At 39.4% G+C, this 15,412-nt stretch carries 20 protein-coding genes; all 20 read right to left on the bottom strand.

What is annotated here, in order from left to right:
• Positions 1-32: 32 nt before the first annotated feature.
• From AB657_RS11365 to AB657_RS11270, 20 genes are read right to left on the bottom strand one after another with little or no spacing between them, the layout of a single operon-like run.
• The gene (locus AB657_RS11365) at positions 33-575 is read right to left on the bottom strand and encodes a hypothetical protein (protein WP_157491691.1); all 543 of its coding nucleotides are present in this window, start codon (positions 573-575) and stop codon (positions 33-35) included.
• Positions 576-618: 43 nt separating this feature from the next.
• Positions 619-1,236 (bottom strand): LolA family protein, encoded by a 618-nt coding sequence (locus AB657_RS11360; RefSeq protein WP_047246591.1) that lies wholly within the window; start codon positions 1,234-1,236, stop codon positions 619-621.
• Entirely contained in the window at positions 1,229-2,005 is a 777-nt protein-coding gene (locus tag AB657_RS11355) for a polysaccharide deacetylase family protein (protein WP_047246590.1), read from the bottom strand. The genes AB657_RS11360 and AB657_RS11355 overlap by 8 nt, the downstream gene beginning before the upstream one ends.
• A complete protein-coding gene (locus tag AB657_RS11350; RefSeq protein ID WP_047246589.1) occupies positions 1,999-3,066 on the bottom strand; it encodes a beta-ketoacyl synthase N-terminal-like domain-containing protein in 1,068 nt (355 codons plus the stop codon). The genes AB657_RS11355 and AB657_RS11350 overlap by 7 nt, the downstream gene beginning before the upstream one ends.
• Entirely contained in the window at positions 3,063-4,262 is a 1,200-nt protein-coding gene (locus tag AB657_RS11345) for a beta-ketoacyl-[acyl-carrier-protein] synthase family protein (RefSeq protein ID WP_047246588.1), read from the bottom strand. Before AB657_RS11345 ends, AB657_RS11350 begins: the two co-directional genes overlap by 4 nt.
• Positions 4,263-4,319: 57 nt before the next feature.
• Positions 4,320-4,574: a phosphopantetheine-binding protein gene (locus tag AB657_RS11340; RefSeq protein ID WP_047246587.1), complete on the bottom strand. Its 255-nt coding sequence runs from the start codon at positions 4,572-4,574 to the stop codon at positions 4,320-4,322.
• A gap of 6 nt (positions 4,575-4,580) precedes the next feature.
• Positions 4,581-5,177, bottom strand: a complete 597-nt coding sequence (locus AB657_RS11335; RefSeq protein ID WP_047246586.1) for a hypothetical protein — start codon at positions 5,175-5,177, stop codon at positions 4,581-4,583.
• A 5-nt stretch (positions 5,178-5,182) separates the two neighbouring features.
• A complete protein-coding gene (locus tag AB657_RS11330) occupies positions 5,183-6,244 on the bottom strand; it encodes a methyltransferase (protein ID WP_047246585.1) in 1,062 nt (353 codons plus the stop codon).
• A gap of 56 nt (positions 6,245-6,300) precedes the next feature.
• Positions 6,301-7,449, bottom strand: a complete 1,149-nt coding sequence (locus AB657_RS11325) for a beta-ketoacyl synthase N-terminal-like domain-containing protein (protein WP_047246584.1) — start codon at positions 7,447-7,449, stop codon at positions 6,301-6,303.
• Entirely contained in the window at positions 7,442-7,879 is a 438-nt protein-coding gene (locus AB657_RS11320) for an acyl-CoA thioesterase (RefSeq protein ID WP_047246583.1), read from the bottom strand. The genes AB657_RS11325 and AB657_RS11320 overlap by 8 nt, the downstream gene beginning before the upstream one ends.
• The gene (locus AB657_RS11315) at positions 7,869-9,137 is read right to left on the bottom strand and encodes an ABC transporter permease (protein ID WP_047246582.1); all 1,269 of its coding nucleotides are present in this window, start codon (positions 9,135-9,137) and stop codon (positions 7,869-7,871) included. Before AB657_RS11315 ends, AB657_RS11320 begins: the two co-directional genes overlap by 11 nt.
• Positions 9,130-9,873, bottom strand: coding sequence for an ABC transporter ATP-binding protein (locus AB657_RS11310; RefSeq protein ID WP_047246581.1), 744 nt, complete (start codon positions 9,871-9,873; stop codon positions 9,130-9,132). Before AB657_RS11310 ends, AB657_RS11315 begins: the two co-directional genes overlap by 8 nt.
• Before the next feature lie 26 nt (positions 9,874-9,899).
• Entirely contained in the window at positions 9,900-10,907 is a 1,008-nt protein-coding gene (locus tag AB657_RS11305; RefSeq protein WP_047246580.1) for a BtrH N-terminal domain-containing protein, read from the bottom strand.
• The gene (locus AB657_RS11300; protein WP_047246579.1) at positions 10,891-11,301 is read right to left on the bottom strand and encodes a hypothetical protein; all 411 of its coding nucleotides are present in this window, start codon (positions 11,299-11,301) and stop codon (positions 10,891-10,893) included. Before AB657_RS11300 ends, AB657_RS11305 begins: the two co-directional genes overlap by 17 nt.
• Before the next feature lie 2 nt (positions 11,302-11,303).
• Positions 11,304-11,759, bottom strand: coding sequence for a hypothetical protein (locus AB657_RS11295; protein ID WP_047246578.1), 456 nt, complete (start codon positions 11,757-11,759; stop codon positions 11,304-11,306).
• 5 nt (positions 11,760-11,764) lie between these two features.
• Entirely contained in the window at positions 11,765-12,199 is a 435-nt protein-coding gene (locus AB657_RS11290) for a hypothetical protein (protein ID WP_047246577.1), read from the bottom strand.
• Complete coding sequence (locus tag AB657_RS11285; RefSeq protein ID WP_047246576.1) at positions 12,200-13,333, bottom strand: beta-ketoacyl-ACP synthase III; 1,134 nt, start codon at positions 13,331-13,333, stop codon at positions 12,200-12,202.
• Positions 13,333-14,259 carry a hypothetical protein gene (locus AB657_RS11280; protein ID WP_047246575.1) on the bottom strand — a complete coding sequence of 309 codons (927 nt, stop codon included), beginning with the start codon at positions 14,257-14,259 and terminating at the stop codon, positions 13,333-13,335. The genes AB657_RS11285 and AB657_RS11280 overlap by 1 nt, the downstream gene beginning before the upstream one ends.
• Positions 14,256-15,143, bottom strand: coding sequence for an LpxL/LpxP family acyltransferase (locus AB657_RS11275; RefSeq protein ID WP_047246574.1), 888 nt, complete (start codon positions 15,141-15,143; stop codon positions 14,256-14,258). Before AB657_RS11275 ends, AB657_RS11280 begins: the two co-directional genes overlap by 4 nt.
• Before the next feature lie 25 nt (positions 15,144-15,168).
• Complete coding sequence (locus AB657_RS11270; RefSeq protein WP_047247954.1) at positions 15,169-15,411, bottom strand: acyl carrier protein; 243 nt, start codon at positions 15,409-15,411, stop codon at positions 15,169-15,171.
• Position 15,412 lies beyond the last annotated feature (1 nt).

Below are 15,412 nucleotides of genomic sequence, written 5' to 3'. Positions count from 1 at the left end.
AGTTGTTTTGTATTCCCCAAAAGAAGCTGTTTTTAAATGGCAGTTAATCTAATTTGGAGTTTTATGTTACTATGTGTGATTTGTATATAATCTACAATGTTATTACTTATTTTCGAGAATTTGATAACTACTTTTTCTTTTTGATTTGCAATGCGTGCAATTTGGGTCAAAGTATCCGATTCATATAGATAGTAGTATTTTTTAGATCTGTTTTGGGTCTTGATCAAACTTTTGTTTTCGTTTTTATAGATGTCTATAGGGGTTATATGTTCTTTTATAAGACTTCTAAAATCCTTTTCTAAAATATTTAGCAATAACTTACGGTCCATTTCTTTAAGAATTCGGTTTACCTTAAAATCATCGTCTTTAAAAGAAAAATCGAAAATAGTATTGCCAAATTCGGTGGTGAAGACTACCCGGTGATTGTTTTCCTTTATTTTTTTAATTACTAGAATACCGCCAAATTGTTTGTCAAAAAAAGTAATGCCGGCTTTATAGACATAATCATGGTCTGCATCGGAAAAATAAGGATTGGTAATTTGAACAGATGTAGAGGTCGACTGGTCGTAACCCATTTTTTTTGGATATGGGGTACAGCCTATGAGTATTATGAAAGTACTACTGAGAAAAAACCGCATCTGGTATTGCTTTATTTTCTATTCTGTTGTAAAAAATGATCAAGGTATAATCGTTACTGGGTTCTATCATTTTTACCCTGGTAACTTCCCCGGTCTTGGAAAAGGAAATATGAAATGTCTTTATAAACTCAGCAAACTGTGCGTCTTTCGGGGTAAAATGGACAATGTTGGAATCATCTGTCTTAAAATAATCGATCTCAAACTCGTCCGAAATAAACATATCTCCGTTAATACTAGCGGTAATTAGCTGATTTAATTGTTTAAACAGTTTGTTGGAGCCAACGTTAAGATCGCTCTTGTTTCCATTGTCGTTTATGTAAAGCTTTTCGTTCTTAAAAAGTATCGAATACGAAAAAGGGGCGGAGTATTGCCACAATACCTTGTCGGGTGCCTGAAAAGCAAGTTTACCGTTAGATTCGATGTCGTTGGAAAGAAAATCTAAATGTTTGTACTGGGTAAAATCGCTCAAAATGGTTTTGGTGAGAGCGGCCTTTTCTTTAACCAAGGTCCGTAGAGCCTGTGCTTCGGCAGATGTCATCTCTGTTTGTGCCGTAACCGCTTTTACGAGAAAGAGCATTATTACCAAAAATTTATTCATAGGCTTTGATCTGTAGTATTTGGTCTACTGTAACCGATTTTAGTTTTTTCTCTTCCAAAAATAACAATAACCGTTCCAAAACACGCACACTTTTTTCACTGGTATCATGTAATAGAACAATGTCGCCTTTTGAAATTTTCGAAGTAATTCTCTTTAGGACCATACTTTCGTTTCTCGGGGTAGTATCCAAAGAACGTACGTTCCAGCCAATAGAGGTAAGGTTCAATTTTTTTACACTTTTTGCTATGCTGGGGTTGGTTACCCCAAAAGCAGGGCGATACAGTTTCATTTGTAAACCACTGATACTTTTTATCAAATCGATGGTCTTATAGAGTTCTTTACTTACTTCTTCCTCGTTAAAAAAACCAAAGGATCTGGCGTGTGAAAAGGTGTGGTTTCCGACGGTGTGGCCGTCGTCGATGATTGCCTTAAAAAGATTGGGGTGTTGCTCGACATTTTGGCCAATGCAAAAAAAAGTGGCCTTGGCGTTGTGTTTTTTTAATAGGTTCAATACTTGGGGCGTGTATTGTGGGTGAGGGCCATCGTCAAAGGTTATGGCGACAAAATTGTTTGTAATGTTTTTATTGCTGTGTAGCGATTTGTAGTGATAGTTCCATCGTATGAAAAAAGAACCGCATATGGTAATCAATAACCAAAAGAAGAAAAAAAGGAAATATACTATTAGGGGAACAACAGTAAAAAAAGAGAGCCCTAACAACAATACCGTTAGAAGTATGAAAACAGTATTTACGGTCTTTCGCCTTAGCATTTTTCCAGCAACACCAGGCTATGGTTTCGTCCTCGGTATTGATTATATAATAATAACCTTTTCGGTTCGGTTATGTTTTTATCGTTTAATTTTACTATTTCCGGTACAATACCAGTTTTGAATATTTTGTTGGCCAGCCAGAAGCCAAAACCGGTAGCGGTATCAAATTCGCCCGAAAGATGTTTAAAAACTAGTTGAGGTGTATTCTCAAAAATCGAAGAGCACAGGTCGGTGTAAAAGTGGTCGTACTCAATATCGCCATTATTGCCCAAAATAACGCCGTCGATATCTTTTAACAGAAGGTGGTTGTCTTTTAGAAAACCGGTAATTACTTCTGCGATGTTTTCTTTTTTCAGTGTGTTGTAAATATTTAGGGCCGTTAATTTGGAATAGGTAGATTTCCCTTTTTTATTCGACAGTACAAAAAAATGAGAGCCTTCACCGATGACGGCACCTTTTGTATGCGAAGAAAGCACCTCTTCCATGGCCACGGGCTTATCTTTTACGTGACCTATGAACCTATGTGTATCTACATGATGGTCCACCATTTCATCTACACCGCCAACCAAAATATGGGTAGCTTCATTTGCCTGTAACTGCAATTTTGCATCCCATAGGCTAGACTCAAAGGAAATAGAGGTATTAACGTATGTGAAATTGTACCCTTTACAGCCCATATCCAATGCTATGGAACCGGCGACCGTATTATGTGAGGACTGTATAAATCTCGTAGGGGTCAAATACTGTTCATCGTTTTTGATGATGTCGCTTACGAATTTTTCAGAATCCCCAAGGCAGCCCAACCCCGTGCCAACAATAATGGCGTCTACATTTTGTAACCCTGCCTCTTTCATGGCATTTTTTGAGCTTACAGCACTCATTTTAATGCCTTTGGCCATTCTGCGAGCCGCCGCAGGCGGAATATATTCCTTATAGTTAGGGTCCACTACTTTTAACGTAGTGTCGTTATAAGTGACGATATCTTCCAAAAATTGAGTGCTGTCAAATGTTTTTTGAACAGATACAGAACCTATACTATTGATGTAAACTTCCTTTTTCATGCCTCTTTGGTAAAAATAAGGGTAGAACAATTACCTCCAAAACCAAAAGAATTAGAAAGTACCGTATTAATTTCTTTATGCTTTAATATTGTTTCAGGTACAAGATCAAACTCGCTCATGGGAGTTTTAAAACCAAGGTTGGGATATATTATATTGTTTTGAAGTGCCAAGACCGAATAGATGGCCTCAACACTGCCGGCTGCGGCCAAGGTGTGTCCCGTAAAAGCCTTGGTAGAACTAAATTCAGGAACGTTGCCGTTGAAAATGCGTATTAGGGATCTTCCTTCAGAAAGGTCGTTGTTTGGGGTTGCGGTCCCATGGGCATTTATATAATCTATATCCGAAGGTTCTATCCCTGCGGTCTGAAAAGCCTTTTCCATTGCCAAAACAGCACCGTCACCATTTTCTGAAGATGCCGTTTGGTGAAAGGCATCGTTGGCATTGCCGTACCCTTTTACATAGGCCAGTACTTTTTTGTTCTCCCTTAAGACAATTTCGTCCGATTCCAATACCAAAAAGGCTGCCGCTTCCCCTAAATTTAATCCCTTTCTGTTTTCGTCGAAAGGCGTGTTGTAGGTGTCGGAAAGTATCATAAGGGTTTTAAAACCGTTTATCGTGAATTTTGATAAACAATCGGATCCCCCTACAATGACACGGTCAAGTTCGCCGGCTTTTATCATTCTTGCCCCTAACATAATTGCATTGGCCGATGAAGAACAGGCCGTGCTTATGGTAGTCACAAAACTCTCGGTAAGCCCAAGGGCATCGGCTATTTTTTGGGTGGAGTCGCCAGCATGTAGGCCATTGATATGGTTCCAATGATCGTCACTTTCAAAATAATCATAGAAGTATTGTTCGGACTTGTCCATACCTCCGACAGTGGTGCCCGATATAAGGCCCGTCTTACAATCCTTTATATTGCTGATGCCGGCTTGGGCAATAGCTTCTTTGGCGGCAACAATACCCAAAAGCGGTGTTCTTGAATAGGAATTGGGGGCCAGGCCCAACTTTTTTTCGAGCATATCGTTGGTTTGGGATATTTCCCCTACCATAATATCGTTCTTATGAACCGTGTTTATTTGGGTAATACGCGAAATACCCGTTTTGTTGGATGTTAAAGAAGCCAAATTTTCTTCTACATTGTTTCCAATGGAAGAAATTAAACCCATCCCGGTAATAGCAATTCCTCGGTTCATTGAAAGTAATTAAAATTACTGCTGATCGCTTTTAAATGAGATCAGATATAACTGTCCTTATGCTTTGTTGGCAGAAATGTAAGCGGCCATAGTATCTATGGACTCAAAAATTTTTCGTCCCTCTTTAGGGTCGGCCAATTTTATACCATAATCTTTATCCAGCATTACGATAAGTTCTAAGGCATCGATCGAGTCTAGCCCTAGACCGTCGCCGAAAAGTGGATCATTGTCCGCAATTTCATCAACGGATACATCCTCTAAGTTTAATTGCTCTATGATCTTTTCTTTTAATTCTAATTTCAAATTACTCATTGGTCTCTAGTATAATCGGTTTATTTCGGCTTCGGAGTGCACAAAAGTACCCTTCTTTGCCACAACATACAAAAATGCATTATATTTTCCATTATCCACATCTACCCAACCACATAATGCTTTTCTCGCCTTATTGCTCTCCAATAATTCGTTTGCATAAGTGCTTAAGGTTTTTGGTGTAAACTCGTCCGTTACAAAAAAGCAATTCTCCGAGTACAATTTATGCTTTATACTTATTTCCCCCATGCATATGTTGGGCAGCGTGTATACGAACACTGCAGGACTTGGATAGTACTGCTCGACATTTTTTATGGATTCTTGATACGTACGATCCGTGTCTAAACTCGATGCTTTGTTAGATAGGATCAGGGCTATGTTCTTTTCTTTTTCGTTTTCTAATAGTACATGCGCGGCCAAGAACCCCAGTTTGCTAAGATTGTCCATTTTAAAGAACTTGGGGTGGTCTATGATCAATTTTTTGTAGGCCGCTTTCATGACCAACTTAAAATCGGTTTCCGATGTTTTAAAAACGGTTTTTCCGTTTACGGACACTTCCCCGTTTTTAACATGGCTATAGCTTTGTATGTAGAAATCGTTTTTCAAAAATTCTATTTCTTTTTACAGACGAACAAGGTATGGAATTCCCCTAAATTAACATCTTCTTTAACACTCAATCCTGCTTGGTCGGCTAGTTCAATAAGCTCGGTGGCCTTGTACATTTTACTGTTGCCATTGGCAAGGGCGGTAAAATATAAAGAGGTTGCTTCTAATGTGAATTTCGCGTTGTCGAATTTTTGGCGGTCCGTAAAGGTTTCTATGATGATAAGCTCGGTTTCAGTATCCATTGCCTTTACAGTGGTTTTGAGAATTTTTAAAATTTCCTCTTTTGAAAAGCAATCCAAAAACTGGCTCATCCAAATGGTGTCCGCACCATGGGGAATAGAGGGTTTTTCCGAAAGCCAATCTATTTCGGTGCCACTTACCCTATCGCCAAAACCTTTGTCAGCTGTATTCTTTAATGCCTTTTTTAATTGGCCCGGTAAATCAAAAATGCGCACATTTATGTCATCATTGTAAGAACAACATTGAATGGCGAATTTACCAGTGTTGCCTCCAATGTCAAATAGGAGCTTTGGTTTGTGCTTAAAAACAATCTTCAGGGCTTCATCGAAAATACCATCGGAATAAAAATGGTCGAAATCGAACCAAGATTTTTGAATTTTGGGGTTTAATTGAGAAAGCCCCTCGTAGATGGTTTTCCAATTGCCCAATTCTTTTAGACCCGCCGGTTTTTGTTCTTCTATGGCTTCTTGTAAATGAAACAACCCTTGGTAGCAGACATCTTGGGTGAAATTTAGGTTTACCTCGGTCATAGGGTTGTAGCTCAAGAAGTATCCGATTTTACTAAGTTCGTATTTTCCGTTTTCGTCTACATAAACAATATCGGCACTTTCGGCGATTTCTAATAGTACGCTAAGGCCATATTCGCTTATAGAAAGGGCTTGGGAGATTTCTTTGAGCGTAACGCCACCTTTGGCATTGTTCGCAAAAATATAATCGAAGATACCAAGGTTTTTTAGGGAAACTGTTGTTTGAAAAACAAAAGGGGCAAAAGCTATTTTTTGAGCCTCTTGTAATGCATCAATAGCTTTGATGTTCTTTTTTGACATTACGTTCTTTCACAAAATTAAAATGGCGAATTTAATACTATCCCATTTATTATCAACTATACTTGGGCTTTTTGAAAAACGACGGCGGTATTAGAGCCTCCAAAACCGGAAGCCGTTTTTAAAAAAGTGTTTATATTTTTAGAGGTGGTCTCTTTAATTATGTTCAATGGTCGTGACACCCCCAATTCTTGAAAACCCAAGGATGCAAATAAAGTGTTTTGATGCAGCGAATGCATGCCAATAATCGTTTCCAATAGGCCGGAAGCCCCTAAAGTGTGTCCAAAATATCCTTTTAAACTGTTCAATGGCGTGTTTGATAGGTTTGCTCTTTCAAAAGCAATGGATTCCATTTCATCATTGTACATGGTTGCTGTGCCATGGGCCGAAATGTAATCGATATCGCCAGATTGTAGTTCCGATTGTTTTATGGCTGCCTCTACACTTCTTAGTAATCCCTCGCCTGTTCGCGATGGACCCGAAATATGATTGGCATCGTTACAAGAACCTTCCCCAAGCACTATTACCGACTCATCGGTTGTTTTAGATGGGTCGTTGGTTACCAAAACACTGCTTGCTACTTCACCAATGTTTATTCCGGTTCTGGTCTTGCAATAAGGCCTACATGGCTCTGTGCTCAGTGCCTGAAAAGCATTAAAGCCAGAGAGTATAAATGGTGTTACCAAGTCGCCAGCTACAATAAACACATCATCGTATAAACCCTGTTTTATAAAGCGTTTAGCGGCTGCTATTGCCAGTATGCCCGAAACACATGCATTGGATATGATAATGGGCTTGTTGCCAAAACCAAGGAATTGCCGTATTTTTTCTCCAAGAACGGGCAAATAGGCCCTACTTTCAGGATACTTACTTTCGTTTTCCAGAACATCGATATTGCCCTTGGTGGTCGAAATGATCAACCCGGTTTTTTCTGTCAATTTTATATTAGCCTTCTTTAGGCAATCGGACAGGGAGACCAACATCATTTGTTCTAAACGTGTATGCTCTTCGTTCGGGGACAATGCACTGTAATGTTCCTGTAGTTTTTCTTGATGTATCCTTGACGAACAAAAAGGAGTGCCAAGAATCTTTTTGTCCTCGTAGAGCGAAAGCCCACTAACCTGGTTGCGAATACCCTCTATTGCAGAAATACTGTTAAAACCAAAGGAAGAAACAATGTTGTTATGTGACAAATAAATTTTACTCATTAATTAAACCTACTTTTTTCTTCCATTTTAAAAAGAACTCTGGGATGACCAAAGATAGTTCCCCTTCTAATTCTACAAATACCTGAACCGTTTCCCCGATGCATACTACCTCGCCATCAGGATTGTATATTTCGTATTTAAATATCATTTTGGCGGCCGGGGAGTCTATATAGGTCGTTTTTATTTCTGCTACATCACCATATCGTAACGGAAGCTTGTGTTCGCAGGTAGATTTTACGATAGGGGTAGAAAAATTATGTTTTTTTTGGTCTAGATATGAAATTCCATGGTGCCGCCCAAAGGCTTCCCTTCCATCCTCAAAATATTGGATATAATTACCGTGCCATACGATACCTAGGGGATCTGTTTCGGTAAAACGAACCCGTATCTTACTAAGATGGCTAATTTCTTTTTGGTTGCTAGACTGCATTTTTTCTTTCGTTATATAGAATTGCGATTACAGTTGTGGCTATAAAAAACAGTAGAAGTAATGACAGCTCCGGAACAATTTCTTTGAATCCTACATTGCGTAAAAATACGTCATAAAAGGCATTTAGACCCCAATTCATAGGAGATAGCTTAGAAATTGTCTGCATAAAGGGAGGCATGGCAAAAACAGGAACCCAGACTCCTCCGATAGCTGCTAAAATTACTACAAATGTAGCTCCGAAAGGGGCGGATTGTTCTTGAGATTTGGCAATGGTACCTAATAATAAGCCTAATCCCACGGCGGCCAAGCCTGCAAAAAGGGCCACGAGCATGAGAAGCGGTATTCTTCCCGAAACATCTAGCTTAGGAAGTCCTAATAAGGGAAATAGGTATATTCCTAACAACAACATCAATACAAACTGTAGTATCGATACGGTCAAAAAAACCAAGGCTTTTCCTCCCAGTACCGTAGCATACTTTACCGGCAGTGTTCTTAAACGTACAAAGGTACCCTGGTTTTTTTCGTTCACCATGTTGATCGACAATGGTAATATGATAAAGAATATGGCAAACAAGGTCCAGGCGGGTATATTGTGCTGTGTTGAGTTGGGTATTGTTTCTTTTTTGTGTTCGTTGGGTATTATTTCCTTGAAAGAGATAAAACTTTTAGTATCAAATAAGGGCTCGCTTGGGTCTTCGCCCAATTCTTCTTGAAAAGCCTGATATATGGATTGGCTTTCTATTTGCGCGATCATCTTGTCCACATTGTTTCTTACCGAGCTTTTGAAGGTTTGTTGTGCGGCAGGGTCAAAATATAGCCTGATTTCTTTTTGGGATATGGGGCTATCGGTGATAGGGGCATTTTCCTCTTCTACCCCAAATTTGGCCAGAATGTCCGTTACATTTTGCCTAATTTTTAAATTAAGGTCTTTGGTGAGGTCATTGGGTAGTATGATGGCCAATTGATAGGCTCCTTTTTGGACCAGGTCTTGAGCTATGGATTCTTCTTGTTCCTGAACTATTTCAAAAAGATTAGAGTTCTTTAAGCTTTGCTTTACCTGGTTTGAAACATCTCCCTTGTCCATATCTACCAAAAGCACAGGTATTTTATTTTCCTGTATGATCTTAAAAGTATTGTCTTGTATAATGGTAATGGTAATTACCAATAGCAACGGCATTAAAAACAATACGGCCAAGCCTCCAAGATCTCGGGTGAGCAACAATAGCTCTTTATGTGCGGACACCAACAGCTTATGCATGATCACGTAGAGCTTTACCTGTTAATGATAAGAAAACACCTTCTAGGTCGGTAATGCCTTCCTCTTTTTGTATTAATTCTTGGGGAGTTCCCATACAAACAAGTTTGCCATGGTCTATGATGCCCACGGTAGTGCAAAATTGTTCTGCTTCATTTAAATGGTGCGAGGTGTAGATTATAGTAGCCCCAGCCTTGTTCAGAGTTCGCAAAAATGCTATGATTACGGTTTTCGATTGCACATCTACCCCAACGGTAGGCTCGTCAAGAAACAGTACTTTGGGCTGGTGCAACACACCGGCAATAAGATTCACGCGACGTTTCATGCCACCGGAAAATGCCTTTACCTTTTTATGTGCAAATTCATGAAGGCCCAATATTTTAAGATGAGAGCGTATGCTTTCTTTTAGGGAATTTCCTTTTAACCCGTACATGCTTCCAAAATAATATAGATTTTCGTAAGCTGTTAGGTTAGGGTATAGGGCATACTCTTGTGGAACGATACCTATAAGGTGTTGTAATTCATTTTTATTGGAACTAAAATTTAGGTTATGGATGCTAAAATTGCCAGATGACGGTTTTAAAAGACCACATAACATAGAGATAAGGGTAGTTTTACCGGCGCCATTGGGACCTAAGAGACCAAAAATTTCCCCTTCGCCAATTTTCAAGTCCAGATTGGAGACAGAAAAATGTACTGCATCCTTATACTTTTTTGAAAGTTGGTCGATTTGGATCATGGAATAAAAATCAATTTAAGAATGTTTTATACCGATTTCTTTAAGGTCTTAAAAAAAGATTCCTCCCTAGCGGCCAATGCTTCTAATTGGGCGGCAACATCATCGTAGCCACTGCTCTCTGCGTTCCTGTTTTTGTAAATTCTAGATGCATCTACGGCAAAATCGCGCCAAGCATCGCCAATAGAGGTCATTTCTTTTGACAGTTCCATCAACTGATCGTTTTTCAGAATTTCACTGGCCTCCTGCAAAAAGGCACCATAAATATATCTAAAACCACCGCCGCCGGTTCCTATTTCCTCTTGCATTCTAACAATTTGACCTAGGTAGTGGTTGGCTTTCTTTGTGCCCAGTTTTTTTGGCCATTTTCTAATGTTCTTAGCTACCCATTTCATGGCCTTAACACCAACAATAGGTACGGGGGCGGTCATATCGCGCGAGGTTTGTTTAATACCTTTTACAATAGCACTTTTAAGTTCTAGCTCTTCGGGAAATGCCGTGGGGTAGTACATATGCCCCTTTGGAGCAAAAGCTCCCTTGGCGAAGCGTACTTTCTCTAGTTCTTTGCTTGTGAGACTGGTGACATCTTCCATAACGGGATCGCTTATTAAATAGCGATCACCCTCTTTGCCGTATACCACCATATTATGGGCATTGAAATGAAAGCGGTATTCGTCGGGGAAATAGATTAAGTTGTATACCCCCACCTGTAACCCCACAGGGTTGTTGTTGGCCAGGTTTTGGTCCAATCTTTTTTTAGCAAGTTCTGGGTTGGTGAACTTTTCTCGTTTCATTTTAATGCCCGTACGCTTAGCGAATTTATTAAAGATAAAACCAGGCATGGATCGGTATGTAAAGACCGGGGCATAATTAACTTTTAAAAAAGGGAGGTAGCTGAACAGCAGTCCCGACCCAATGCCAAAGACCATTGGTTCGCTTATTTCAAAGCCATTATGTCTCATTAAGTTAGATACCACGCCATTTTCGCAATGGGCAGCCTGATTATGGGTAAAGTCTATTTTAAGATGCTCCGCCATTAAATGTTTTTAGTTGATTGATACTGATGTCGAACACATCCGCATATTTTTGTAACGTTTTGTCGCTCAGTTTATTAAAGACAGATGGTTTAAAGTGTCTTTTGACTCTCCATTTCCACAGTCCTACATAACTTGCAAGTACGGTAAGATCCATTTTGTGCAGTTCCATATAGTATTCTATGGGGCTGGTCTGGTTGTTGGCTACACGTTCTTTGGCCAGGGCAATACGTTCTTCTATTTCCTTGATGGCATTGTCAAGCGCAATGGTCTTGGGGTCCCAACCCGTGCTTAACGAGGTAGTGTATTTGCCATTCTCATCAACGGCATACATCATTTCACGAATGTTGGCGGACGCAAGGTTACTTTTGTCTTGAGGTACTTCCTCTTTTTTCATAGTTACACTTCTTGGATCAGACAATTTAAAGTACAATCTACGATTAAATCATCATTTCTAAAAGTACTGGAACTCATGGTGCAGATACTTAAACCTTCTGTATCGTATCTAGAAATAAGTCTTGCTTTCGTAACTATGGTGTCGTTGACTTGGGGCAAGCCAAAGATTTCTACTTTTTTTATGGCACTTATATAGCCTACAAGCTTGTTGCTGGTGCCTTCTAAATCCTCCTTGTCAAAATAACTTTGGCCTACAATGGCAGAACAAGTTTGTGCGGCATTTTCTATAAGGCCGGCTTCAACAAAATAGTTGTTGTCAATAAAAATACAATCGGAGGTGATATCGAATTCGGTGATTACGGATTCTGGACCTATAAAAGGCATGTTGCTTACCAAAAGCATAGGAGGTCTGTGCGGCAAGAACTTTTTGATGTCTATTTTATAACGGCCTTCTTCCATAGTAGTTAGGCTAAAACTGTTTTAATTTCGCTGTTCGCTACTAGTTTTTGGTTGCACTCTATCTTGGCTTTTACCAGTGTTACTCCCATAATATCATGCAGAATATCGACGGTGGTCACCAATTCATCCCCTAGTTTGGGCAGTATAAAAATCTCCGCCTTTTTTATTGCCCCGATATAGCCAATGGGAGCTGGTTCGTTTTTTAGATAATATTTATAACCTGTATGCATGGCCACTGTTTGTGCCATATTTTCAATTAGTCCGGGTTCGTTAAAGACATTGTCTTTGCAAAATAGATTATCTTCTTTGATGGTAAAGCCAGAGGTGATTTGCTCTTCGCTAAAATGATGCAATTTATCCACCATTATAAAGGGCCATTTCTGGGGTATTAGGTCGATTATGAAATCGAAATTTACAATGGGTGGTTTTAATAGGCTCATTTAACAAACGGTTAAATACGCATACATATACGAAAAACGGGCACTTTCGGGAACATGTAAAAGTATTCTGTCTCCTTTTTTTAATTTACCCGAAGCTACTAATTCTTCTAACATTACGTATATGGATGCGGCTCCGATATTTCCAATATGTTCCAGGTTAAGAAACCATTTTTCCCAAGGCATTGGAATTCCTTGTTTTTCCATTTCCTCATAAAGGCCTTCTTTAAAATAGTAAGAAGAAATATGGGGTAGGTAATAATCTACGTCATCAGGGCCAATGCCGTGTTTTTCGTAAGTCTGCTTTAAACTGTCCACACCTTTGACAAGTATGTTGTTGCCTAATAGCCTAGTGTCTTGTTTCATGGCGAAGAGGGACATTTTGCCCCATTCAGAGGCAGGAAACTCGCTCCAAGGTTTTAAATTGCCGTCTTCGTTTTTTTCTGCCCCGGCGTACATACATGCATCCATTTCAAAGGCATATGAATAACCGTCCATCCACTCTATTTTCAAAGGTGTGGGCCCGTTGGGCTTACTTTCTAAAAGCACCGCTCCTGCACCATCGGACAACATCCATCTTAAAAATTCTTTATTGAAGGCCAGCATGGGGTTGTCTTCCAAGCTTTTTAAATGCTCCACTTCGTTTTCGAACACATCGTTCTTCATCCAAGATGAGGTTCTTTCGGATCCTGCGCACACTGCGTTCTCCACTTGGTCGGTCATAACCGATAGATATCCATATTTTAAGGCGTTCATTCCAGAACAACAAGCACCTGACGGAGAATTGATTTCCATGTTGGTGTTTTTTAAATACCCATGTACCATAGCGGTATGTGATGGTAAAATCTGATCGGGGCTAGAGGTGCCACATGACAATAGCTGAATGTCTTTTGTCGTAAAATCGTCGTCGCACAATTTTTCTACCACTTCTTTGGTCAATTGGGCATTGTTGTGTGTTGGATTGCCATTTTCGTCGATTGCGTAATAGCGTTGTTTAATCTGGTTGTTTCTGAGAACTATACGACGGGCTTTGGAGGCCTTTCCGTTGATAACCCCTAGTTTTTTCTCCATTTCTTCATTGGAGACAGGCTTGTTTGGTAAAAATTTGGCAATTTTTGTTATAAATACGTCTTTCATTAATTCTCTTTTAACTCAACCGATGAAAAATAAGCTATGTCTTTTTTTCTTCGTTTATAGCTCGGTAAATAAGCTATCAAAAATACGATAAAAACTATAGGGGCTATGACCCATATGGCAAATAACAAATAAATTTTGAACAAACCAATCCATTTCAGGCGTTTAGGGGTTCCTGGCGCACCTTTCTTTATAATTAGATTGGCCCATTTGTTAAAGAGTATATTGCCGCGCTCGTCGGTCTTTATTAAAAAAGGATTAACGACCACTCCTCCCATTTTAACCAATTTGTCTTGTAGGTGGGTAAAATCATTGGAAAGCAATGCTTCTTTTATCGGGGTTCCAAACCGTGAGGCCTCTTGTATGTCTTTGTCGGACACCCCTGGTTTTGGAAAAATACCTAAATAGCGGTCTTTTTTTCCCGATAGCATCCAGTGTGCAATGGTAATTACACTGATGTTATTCATGTTTCTGTCCACTAGGGCTACATGGCCTACTAAATTTGCTCCAACATCACGTAACAGACGTTTCATCTTTTCTTGGGCCATGAGCCACATATTTCTGCAGGCGACTGCCGTAATTACTGGGGTGTCCTTTAATATTTTTTTCGCGGCTTCCGATTTTAAAAATGAGTTTACCGGAATGGACGGCGTCAGGTACCAAACCTGATAGCCCAGCAATACAAGGTCATATTTCTTATCCAATACCTCTTGGGGCGGAAGCTGGTAATTACGGGGTATTTGTAAAAATGACTCAGGAAAGACATCATAGAATTTCTTGTTTTCCCACGGAAATTCGAAGATGGGGTCGGGGATTATTTCGAAGTAATTAATGTTTATACCTTCTCCATGTATTTCTTTGGCCATATTTTCCAATATGGTCAAGAGTTGACCTGTTTGGGTGTAGTAAACAATTAGTACTTCTTTCATTTTTTTAGGCTGTCTTTCCAAAAATCAAAATAATTAAACCATTGTAGGGGGTATTTTTTCAATATCCATTCCATGCTAAGGGTATATTCTTTTAGCAGCGCCTGGGGGTCCCTGGCCTTTGCTACCGCCTTTCTAGCATATAAGTGGTACTCTCTTTTCGGTCCTTTCATAACATATACGAAAAGTACCGGAACTTTTAAGCGAGACGCCAAAACATAAGGTCCCATAGGGAATTCCGCTTCGCTTCCCAAAAATTCTTGCTTTAAGGTTTTGGTTCCGGGAAGATAGCGATCTCCTGTAAAAACTACTAATCCTCCTTTGTCCAATGCCGCATGAATTTCAAAAATATGTGACATGTCGTCTTTGACAACTATGAACTCCATAGATGATTCCGACACTTGGCTTTCCATGTACTCTTTGATGTTTTCCCTTTCGGCATGGGTGGTTACCATATGTATTTTTGAAATGGAGTATCGACTTTCCAAAAAATAATGAGACACTTCAAAGTTGCCTATGTGGCCACTAATAAGAATGCCTCCTTTATTTTGTTTTAACAAATGGTCTATATGTTCAATTCCGTCATGTGTGTAGGTGAACTTATCCTTAAATGCGGTGGATATGGCAAACCGGTCGGTGAGTACTTTGCCCAACATATAATAGTTCTTATATATGCACAAGATACTTTTTGATGTAGAATACTTTAATCGTTTTTTAAAGTAATAGTAGATGGCCTTTGAGCTTTCGAAAGAAAACAGAAAATAGTAAAGGACAATAAACCTAAGTATAAAATAGGCGGTACCTATTCCAAAAGTTTTAAGGAAAAAAATGTACAGTTTATATCCTAGGAGAGTACCTTTTGATTTTCCTTTCCACTCGGTTGCCATTGAATTTTGGTTCTTGGAATTTTGCTTAGTCCAGTTTTCTTTCTATTAGGTCATAGAAATCTTGCAGTGTTACGATGTTGACAAAATCCTCACCTACCAACTTGACCCCAAAATTACTTTCTACGGCGACCACTAAATCCACAAAATCAAGGCTGTCAAGGCCAATGGCCTCTTTAAGGTTGGCACTAGGCTCCAATGCTTCTTCCTCTACCTCAAAGTCATCTATGAGAAAGTCGTTAATTTTTTCGATTATGGTTTGTTTGGTCATC

The sequence above is a fragment of the Maribacter thermophilus genome, assembly GCF_001020565.1.
Classification (GTDB): domain Bacteria; phylum Bacteroidota; class Bacteroidia; order Flavobacteriales; family Flavobacteriaceae; genus Maribacter; species Maribacter thermophilus.
This window is presented reverse-complemented; position numbering and strand designations above follow the sequence as displayed.

Excerpts from the sequence above, each read along its gene's own strand:
- AB657_RS11365 (WP_157491691.1), bottom strand. The coding sequence starts at position 575 with ATGGGTTACGACCAGTCGACCTCTACATCTGTTCAAATTACCAATCCT.
- AB657_RS11360 (WP_047246591.1), bottom strand. The coding sequence starts at position 1,236 with ATGAATAAATTTTTGGTAATAATGCTCTTTCTCGTAAAAGCGGTTACG.
- AB657_RS11355 (WP_047246590.1), bottom strand. The coding sequence starts at position 2,005 with ATGCTAAGGCGAAAGACCGTAAATACTGTTTTCATACTTCTAACGGTA.
- AB657_RS11350 (WP_047246589.1), bottom strand. The coding sequence starts at position 3,066 with ATGAAAAAGGAAGTTTACATCAATAGTATAGGTTCTGTATCTGTTCAA.
- AB657_RS11345 (WP_047246588.1), bottom strand. The coding sequence starts at position 4,262 with ATGAACCGAGGAATTGCTATTACCGGGATGGGTTTAATTTCTTCCATT.
- AB657_RS11340 (WP_047246587.1), bottom strand. The coding sequence starts at position 4,574 with ATGAGTAATTTGAAATTAGAATTAAAAGAAAAGATCATAGAGCAATTA.
- AB657_RS11330 (WP_047246585.1), bottom strand. The coding sequence starts at position 6,244 with ATGTCAAAAAAGAACATCAAAGCTATTGATGCATTACAAGAGGCTCAA.
- AB657_RS11325 (WP_047246584.1), bottom strand. The coding sequence starts at position 7,449 with ATGAGTAAAATTTATTTGTCACATAACAACATTGTTTCTTCCTTTGGT.
- AB657_RS11320 (WP_047246583.1), bottom strand. The coding sequence starts at position 7,879 with ATGCAGTCTAGCAACCAAAAAGAAATTAGCCATCTTAGTAAGATACGG.
- AB657_RS11315 (WP_047246582.1), bottom strand. The coding sequence starts at position 9,137 with ATGCATAAGCTGTTGGTGTCCGCACATAAAGAGCTATTGTTGCTCACC.
- AB657_RS11310 (WP_047246581.1), bottom strand. The coding sequence starts at position 9,873 with ATGATCCAAATCGACCAACTTTCAAAAAAGTATAAGGATGCAGTACAT.
- AB657_RS11305 (WP_047246580.1), bottom strand. The coding sequence starts at position 10,907 with ATGGCGGAGCATCTTAAAATAGACTTTACCCATAATCAGGCTGCCCAT.
- AB657_RS11300 (WP_047246579.1), bottom strand. The coding sequence starts at position 11,301 with ATGAAAAAAGAGGAAGTACCTCAAGACAAAAGTAACCTTGCGTCCGCC.
- AB657_RS11295 (WP_047246578.1), bottom strand. The coding sequence starts at position 11,759 with ATGGAAGAAGGCCGTTATAAAATAGACATCAAAAAGTTCTTGCCGCAC.
- AB657_RS11290 (WP_047246577.1), bottom strand. The coding sequence starts at position 12,199 with ATGAGCCTATTAAAACCACCCATTGTAAATTTCGATTTCATAATCGAC.
- AB657_RS11285 (WP_047246576.1), bottom strand. The coding sequence starts at position 13,333 with ATGAAAGACGTATTTATAACAAAAATTGCCAAATTTTTACCAAACAAG.
- AB657_RS11280 (WP_047246575.1), bottom strand. The coding sequence starts at position 14,259 with ATGAAAGAAGTACTAATTGTTTACTACACCCAAACAGGTCAACTCTTG.
- AB657_RS11275 (WP_047246574.1), bottom strand. The coding sequence starts at position 15,143 with ATGGCAACCGAGTGGAAAGGAAAATCAAAAGGTACTCTCCTAGGATAT.
- AB657_RS11270 (WP_047247954.1), bottom strand. The coding sequence starts at position 15,411 with ATGACCAAACAAACCATAATCGAAAAAATTAACGACTTTCTCATAGAT.